At 69.9% G+C, this 7,849-nt stretch carries 5 protein-coding genes; all 5 read right to left on the bottom strand.

Going from position 1 to position 7,849, the window contains the following annotated elements; translation table 11 throughout:
- Window positions 1-132: 132 nt before the first annotated feature.
- Window positions 133-1,533 (bottom strand): amidase, encoded by a 1,401-nt coding sequence (locus L995_RS19525; RefSeq protein WP_047473085.1) that lies wholly within the window; start codon window positions 1,531-1,533, stop codon window positions 133-135.
- 131 nt (window positions 1,534-1,664) lie between these two features.
- A complete protein-coding gene (locus tag L995_RS19520; RefSeq protein ID WP_047473087.1) occupies window positions 1,665-2,609 on the bottom strand; it encodes a helix-turn-helix domain-containing protein in 945 nt (314 codons plus the stop codon).
- A 95-nt stretch (window positions 2,610-2,704) separates the two neighbouring features.
- Window positions 2,705-4,792, bottom strand: coding sequence for a BCCT family transporter (locus tag L995_RS19515; protein ID WP_047473084.1), 2,088 nt, complete (start codon window positions 4,790-4,792; stop codon window positions 2,705-2,707).
- Window positions 4,793-4,998: 206 nt separating this feature from the next.
- Window positions 4,999-5,526 (bottom strand): DUF2867 domain-containing protein, encoded by a 528-nt coding sequence (locus L995_RS19510; protein ID WP_047473083.1) that lies wholly within the window; start codon window positions 5,524-5,526, stop codon window positions 4,999-5,001.
- 88 nt (window positions 5,527-5,614) lie between these two features.
- Window positions 5,615-7,849, bottom strand: a 2,235-nt coding sequence (locus L995_RS19505; RefSeq protein ID WP_047473082.1) for an alpha-2-macroglobulin family protein, incomplete at its 5' end; no start/stop codon positions are given.

Below are 7,849 nucleotides of genomic sequence, written 5' to 3'. Positions count from 1 at the left end.
GGCAACACCTTCCATCTCGATCAAGGACATCACGCCAGTCTAGGAAGGCTGTGTGACAGGCCCGTGTCGCGCCACCGGACTGGCGGCTCAGGCAGCTCAGGCAGCTCAGGCAGCTCAGGCAGCTCAGGCAGCTCAGGCAGCAGGGTGCCGTCTGTGCCAGTCCGTGGCCTGCTGGAACGCCCAGCCCGCGCGCACCAGCAGGTCTTCGCGGAAGTCGGGGGCCACGAACTGGAAGGCCACGGGCGCGCCATCGGGAGTGCGTCCGCCGGGCAGCGTGATCGTGGGGCTGCCCGTCAGGTCGAACGGGCAGGTGTAGCGCAGCATGCCCGAGAACAGCTCGGCATCGGAGCCGAAATGCGCCATGCGCTGCAGCGTGGGGGCCGCAAAGGCCGTGGCGGGGACCAGCAGCAGGTCCACCTGCGCGAAGAGTGCGCGTACCCGGCCCGTGAAGTCCGCGCGGCGCAGCAGCAGCCGCTGGTAGTCGGTGGCGGACAGGCCCAGCCCCAGGTCGATCAGCCCGGCGAGCCCGGGGCCATAGGCCTCGCGCCGTGCAGGGAACGTGGCGCCGTGCGCCACGGCGGTCTCCACCGCGCACAGCGCCGGCCAGTCCTCCACCGCCTGGGTGGCATCGGGAAAGCGGACCTCCTGCACGCTGGCCCCCAGGCGTTGCGCCACCGCCAGGGCCTGCTCCACCGCCTGGCGGGAGGGGGCATCCACGCCGTCCAGTGCCCATTGCCGGTCCATGCCCAGGCGCAGGCCGGAGAATCCGCGCGTCATCATGGCCAGATAGTCGGGCACGCTGCACTGGCTGGCCGTAGGGTCCAGCGGGTCCGCCCCGGCGATGGCCGCGAGCATGGCTGCGGCATCGGCGGCACTGCGCGCCATCGGGCCTATGTGGTCCAGGGACGCGGCCAATTCGAAGGCGCCGTGGCGGCTCACCCTGCCCCAGGTGGGCTTGAGCCCCGTGATGCCGTTGGCGGCCGATGGAAAGCGGATGGAACCCCCGGTGTCCGTGCCCAGCGATCCGAAGCACAGCCCCGCCGCCGTGGCCACGCCCGAGCCGCTGGACGAGGCCCCGGGCCATAGCTGGGCGCCCCAGGGGTTGACGGGGGCAGTGATCTCGGGATGGTGGTCGGCGAAGGCGCCTTCGGTCTGCTGCAGCTTGCCCAGGATGACGGCGCCGGCCTCGCGCAGCCTGCGCACCACGGTGGCATCTTCCGTGGGGCGATGGTCGCGGTGCAGCGTCATTCCATGCGTGGTGGGGACGCCCCGGGTCCACAGCAGGTCCTTGAGCGCCAGCGGCACGCCGTGCAGCGCACCGCGGCAGCGGCCCTGCGCGATCTCGGCGTCGGCGCGGCGGGCGTCCTCCAGCGCCTGCTGCGCCATCACCGTCACGTAGCTGTGCAGCCGCGCGTCCACGGCCTCGATGCGCGCCAGCATGTGGCGGGTCACCTCTTCAGAGGAAATGCGGCGGGACTGGATCTCGCGCCCCACCTCCAGCAGTTCGAGATGGTGCAGTTCGCTGTCGTTCATGGCATGTCTCCCGGCGCCCGGCTCCGGGGCGCCACCGTTGTTGCACTGGAAAAGCCGCACGGGACGCACGGCAGGCCCATGCTAGGGAGCCGGCGGCACGCACGCTTGTTCGGGAGGGTCAGCGACCTTGCTCAGGCGGCCAGCAGGCTGCGGGGCGTGCAGCCGAACGCCTTGCGAAAGGCTCGGCTGAAGTGCGCCGCATCGGAGAATCCATGCGCGAAGGCCGCCTCGGTCACGCTGGAGCAGCGCCCCTGCAGCAGGGCCTGGCGGCTGGCCTGCAACCTCAGCTGCCATACCAGGCCCATGGGCGTCTGGTTGTGCCGCGCGAAGGCCCGCGTCACGGTACGGGGCGAGACGTTGTGCTGCTGCGCCAGCCATTGCAGCGACAGCTCGGGCGAGCCCAGGTTGTCCTGGATGAACGCCTGGATGCGGCCATGCAAGTCCCTTTCCGCGCGGGGTTGCACGGCCATTTCCTGCATCTCCAGCGCCAGGGCCAGCACGTCGAGCAGCGCCATGCCGAAGCGCTGCGCCAAGGCATCACCGTGCGGCGCAGGCGGCATGGCCATGGCCTCGCCGAGCATGGCCCGCAGCGGCGCCACGGCCGGGGCATGGCCATGCAGCGCCCGGCCCGCGTGCAAGGGTGCACGGGCAAAGCGATTCAACAATTCGCTGCGCGGAATGCGCATCAGCAGGATATCGCGGGGCGCCACCGAGAATTCGAAAGGCTGCGCAGCGTCATAAAGCACCAGATTGCCCGCACTCAGCCGGGCCACTTGCCCGCCCTGGCGCACCTCGGCCTGGCCCTGGAGCAGATAGCCCAGCCACAGCTCGTCGCGGGCATGCAGGCGCAGGTGGGCTGCGTTGCGCACCCAGCGGTGGCTGGGCGCCGACATGGCACTGATCTCCAGCAGTCCCAGGGACCGCACGGACAGCGTGGCCCCGAAGCCGCCGGGACCTGCACCATCCCCCTGCGCGCGGTGGCTGTCGGCCGGGATGCAGTGGCGGCAGACCACCTCGTGCCAGTAGTCGAAACGATGGCGTGGCTCCTGCGAATGGGTGGAGTATTCGAACTGCATGGCAGCGCCCAGTATCCGCAGGCGGCCGCCGGCTGGCACCCCGGTGTTTACCCAAAGGCCCGGGGTGCCGCGACGGCGGCGCTGCGCAGCACGGCTCAGCTGTGACCCGGAGCCCGGTTCAGCAGATGCGTGCGCTGGTCGGCGCTCAGCGACAGGTAGCGCTCGTAGTGGCGCAGGATGTCGGCGATGACTTCCTCGCTGCGCAGGTACTGGATGTCGTGGCCCAGGCGACCGTCCTCGAAGAACGTGATGGGCTCGTAGACATGGCGCCGCTCCTGCTCGCTGGCCGCCTCGCTCACCAGGAAGGTAGGCACCGTGCGGCGCGTGGCGCGCACGCCGTAGACGAAGTCGCGCAGCGAGGGATCGGGCACGGTCAGGCGCACGGCGCCCTCGCCGTCCAGGTCCTCGGTGACCACCGCCTCGACGCCGCGCTTGTGCATTTCGGCTGCCACCTCGTTCATGGCCGGCAGCACCACGCCGGCCAGGAACCTGCGCACATCGGCGCGCGAGGGCTGGTGCACGATCTGCTCCAGGCGCTTGCGCCAGTGCTGGCCGCTCCAGAAGCTGGTGGCCGGAGCCAGGTCGGGCGAGAAGTGCGCGCGGTCGGCCAGCAGGCCGCGCCACAGCCCGTAGCACAGCGCCAGCATGATGACGGCCACCGGCAGGGCCGCCACCAGGGTCATGGCCTGCAGCGCCTTGAGGCCGCCGGCCAGCATCAGCACCATGGCTGTCGCGCCCAGCACGGCAGCCCAGAACAGCCGCTGCCAGACCGGCGAACGCGCATGGCCGCGCGAGGCGATGTTGTCCACCACGAAGGCCCCGGAGTCCGCCGAGGTGACGAAGAACACCGCGATGAGCACGATGGTGAGCCAGGCCACGGGCTTGAACCAGGGCAGGTACTCGAAGAAGCGGAACAGCAGCGCATCCACGTTCGAGGCCGTCTGCCCCAACGCGCCCATGGCCACGTGGGTGTCTATCCAGATGGCGCTGTTGCCGAAGGCCGTCATCCACAGCAGGTTGAAGGCCGTGGGCACCAGCAGCACGCCGGTCACGAACTGGCGGATGGTGCGCCCGCGCGAGATGCGTGCGATGAACATGCCCACGAAGGGCGACCAGGAGATCCACCAGGCCCAGTAGAGGATGGTCCAGCCGCCGAACCAGCCTTCCTGGCTGGGCGGCTCGTAGGCAAAGGTGCGGAACGACAGCTGCACCAGGCCAGACACGTAGTTGCCGATGTTCTCGCTCAGCGCCTCGAACAGGAAGACCGTGGGCCCGGCGACGATGACGAAGGCCAGCAGGATGAAGGCCAGCATGAGGTTGAACTCGCTCAGGCGCCGCACCCCTTTGTCCAGGCCCGAGACGGCAGACAGCCCGGCCAGGCAGACCACGATGACGATGACCGCGATGCGGAAAGCCGCCGCAGAGGTATCCCAGCCCGTGAGGGTGTGCAGGCCGGCGGCCAGCTGCAGCGCGCCGTAGCCCAGCGTGGTGGCGATACCCGCGATGGTGCCCACCAGCGCGAAGGCATCCACGCTGTGGCCGATGGGGCCGTTGATGCGCTTGCCCAGCAGCGGGTACAGGCCCGAGCGCATGGTCAGCGGCAGGTTGTAGCGAAAGCCGAAGTAGGCCAGCACCAGGCCCATGGTCCCGTAGACGGCCCAGGCATGGAAGCCCCAGTGGAAGAAGGTGGACTGCAGGGCCTCGCGTGCGGCGGCCGGCGTGGAAGGCACGGCCGTGGGCGGCTTGAGGAAATGCTGCAGCGGCTCGCCCACGCCGAAGTACATCAGGCCGATGCCCATGCCGGCGGCGAACAGCATGGCGGTCCAGGAGATGAAGCTGAACTCGGGCTCCGCATCATCGGGACCCAGGCGGATATCACCGAAACGGCTGGACGCGACGAAGATCAGAAAGACCAGGAACAGCGTGACCGAGACGGCATAGAACCAGTCCATGTGCCCCACCACCCAGGCCTGGGCGCTGGAGAACAGCCGGTCGGCACTGTCGGGCATGAAGCCGCAGTACAGCAGCAGCAGGCCCAGCACCAGCAGGGAAGGAATGACGACGGGGCCCGAGAACGTGATGCGCGGTGCAGGCTCTGCAGGCGATGGCGTGGCCGCCTGCGGCGCATCCGGTGGCGGAGCCGCCGGTGGCGCCGTGCGGGGATCGGTGTTCATGTCTGGCATAGACCCTCTCTCTCTTGTGATCAATGGTGTGCCCGGGAACCGATTCGCAATGGTGGCGGCCTTGCCCTTGTGGGGCGGGCCGCGTTCCCTGCTCGGGGTATGTCCGCCGGGCAAAGGCCGCAAGTATCGTGACTCTTCGCGTCTGCCCGCGTCGGACGCAGGCCCTGAAGGCTTCCGTTTTGCTGACGTGATGCCTTCAGGCCAGGTCAGCCGGCCAGCTTGGCCACCACGGCCGGGGCGATGACGCGGTGGGCCGGCGCCACGCCCAGCATGTAGATACGGCCCAGGGCATTGTGCACATGGACCACGGTGGACATGGCGGCGGTGAAGGTGGCGGACGGCGCGCCCTCGGGGCCGGGCAGCCGCATGAGGGAGACCTGCACGTCCAGGTGCCGGTCGCTGTCGCCCAGCACCACTTCGCTGTCGCTCAGCGCATGGATGCGGAAGATGCCGGCGCGGTCGCCTACGCGGTAGCTGGATGCGGCGCGCTGCGCGTCCACGCCGCTGAGCGTGCCCAGGTCCTTGATGCCGAAGGGCGCCACCACGCGGTTGCGCAGGCGCATCAGAAAGTCGATCCAGCCCGGCGTGCGGCCCACGCAGCGCAGGTACAGCGCCATGGGGCTGCTGCCGTCGTCCGGCAATTGCAGCTGGTAGCTGTCGTGGAAATAGGCGGTCTTGAGGCGGTCCTGCAGGGCACTGCCTGCGGGAACCGGGGAGAGGATGACTTGTGCCATGGAGCGAAGGGTGATGAAAAAGGGGGCGGTCCTGCAGCCATCATAGGCCGCAGGGCCGCCCCCTTGTCAGGGCGCCATCAACGCTGCATCAGCGCTTGTCGCCCACCTTGATGCGGGCGTTGGGAACCTCGCCGAACATCTCGGGCGCATACAGCGCCTCCACCCGCGTGGGCGGCAGCGCGAAGTCGCCGGCATTGTTCAGCCGCACGGTGTACTCCACGCGCGTATTGCCCTTGGGCAGGTACTGGTAGTAGGCGCGGTAGGCCTCGAAGCTGCGCTCTTCATAAGCCAGCCAGCCCGCGCCTTCTGCGCGCTCGCCGCCCGAGGCGATCTCCGAGTCGCGCCCCAGACCGCCGCCCAGGATGGTGGCGCCCGTGGGCACGGGGTCGGTGATGGCCACCCAGGTCATGTCGGTGCGGGCCTGCACCTCCAGCGTGACGCGCAGCACGTCGCCGCGCGAGTACTGGCCTGCGGGCAGGCTCTTGTCGGCCTGCTCCACGGGCTTGACCGTGCGCGTGACGGTGTAGCCGGCGCTGAACGGCGCCTTCAGCTGCACAGCCGCTACCGACTGCAGCGTGAGCCAGGGCTTGCCGGTGCCCTGCTGGGTCACCGTCAGCTGGCCCTTGCGGGCATCACCCACCGCGCTCCAGGGCAGGAACATGGTGTTGTTGCGCAGGCCGCCGACCACCGTGGTCGCGCCGAAGCTGGACGCCTGGTGGGCTGCGCCCTCGGTGTCGCTGGCGCGCATGCGCGTGACCTGGCTCCACTCCACGCGGGCCTGGGACGCACCCAAAGCCGCCTGGGTGGCGCCCGTCACGGGCGTGGCCTCGAACTGCTGCGAGAAGCGCTGCAGTGCCAGCGCCCCCCTCAGGTTGGCCGTGGTTGTGCCCCAGGCACCGTTGCTCTGGCGCGAGATGAAGCCGTTGGCCAGGCGCGGCAGCTCTTCCTTCCACGTCGGGTCGTCCATGTTGACCAGCATCAGGCGGGCCAGGTTGACCTCGGGGCCCTGCATCAGCCACCACCACTGGTCGTCCTGCTCGTTGCTGAAGGCCACGCGCGTGCCCTGGTAGCTCAGGCGGGCGCGCAGGATCTGCTGGGCCTGGGCCAGCTGCTGTTCGCGCTGGGGCAGCTCGCGCATGTGCTTGAGCAGGGCCACCCAGTCGATGACGGCATGCGTGGGCCAGTCGTTGGGCGCGATGGTGATGCTGTCGAGCATGCGCGGATTGGCGCGGCCCGTCAGCGCCAGCGCCTGGATGGCGGCCAGCTTGCGCATGTCCAGGTCCTTGCGCGGGCTCCAGAAGCTGCGCTGGATGCGGCCTTCGACGAAGGCGATCAGGCCGTTTTCCATGCGCTCGCGCTCGGCCGCCGGCAGCACGAAGCGCTTGTCCACGCCCTGCGCCAGTGCCGAGAGGTTGAGCAGGTGGGCCGTCAGCGTATCGCTGCCGCGGGCCGCACGGCCCGAGCCGTCGCCGGCCAGCGGGAAGTAGCTGGCCAGGCCGTCGCTGTCCAGGTAGCTGGGCAGCTGGCCCATGGTGGACTGCCACAGCGTGGCGTCGCTCATGCCCACGGCCTTGCTGGTGACCTGCTCCAGGCAGCTGTAGGGATAGCGCGCCCACCAGTCGCGCACGCCCGGCAGGCCTTCGGCCAGCTTGGGCGCCAGCGACATGCGCAGGCCGCCGCGGCCGGCCAGCGCGTCGGCCGGCAGCTGCACGGGCAGGTTGATGCTGCCATCGACCTGCATCAGCGTGCCCTGCTGCACCGTCAGCGGCACGGCCGGGATGATGCGCTGGCTGACTTTCAGCCTGTCGCTGGCGGGCTTGTCGCCACCTGCGGTGTCACGGGCCTCGATCTCCCAGATCAGCGACTCGGCGCGGGTCTGGCCCAGCTGGGCCGGGGCGGTGACGTTCCAGCCCACCTCGCGCGCCTCGCCCGCGGGAATCTCCACGGTCTGCGCTGCCAGCTCCAGCAGCGTGGCGCGCGGCGTGACCTGCACCTTCATGGCCTTGGCCGAGGTGTTGCGCAGCGTGACCATGGCACGGAACTGGTCCTCCTCGCGCACCAGCGGCGGCAGGCCGCTGATGATCTGCAGGTCCTGGGCCGTGCGGATGGGCGCCTGGCCCGTGCCGAACATCGACACGCCATGGTCGGCCACCGCCACCACCTGGAAGGTGGTCAGCGAGTCGTTGAGCGGCACGCTGACCTGGGCCTTGCCCTGGGCGTCCAGCACCACGCTCGGATTCCACAGCAGCAGCGTCTCGAACAGCTCGCGCGTCTGGCTGCGGCCACCGCCGCCGCCAGCGGCCACGGCCTTGCGGCCGTAGTG

The organism is Delftia sp. ZNC0008, from assembly GCF_000799035.1.
GTDB classification, from domain to species: Bacteria; Pseudomonadota; Gammaproteobacteria; order Burkholderiales; family Burkholderiaceae_C; genus Comamonas; species Comamonas tsuruhatensis.
Note: the sequence above shows the minus strand (reverse complement) of the source record. Positions and strands in the feature narration are given on the sequence as shown.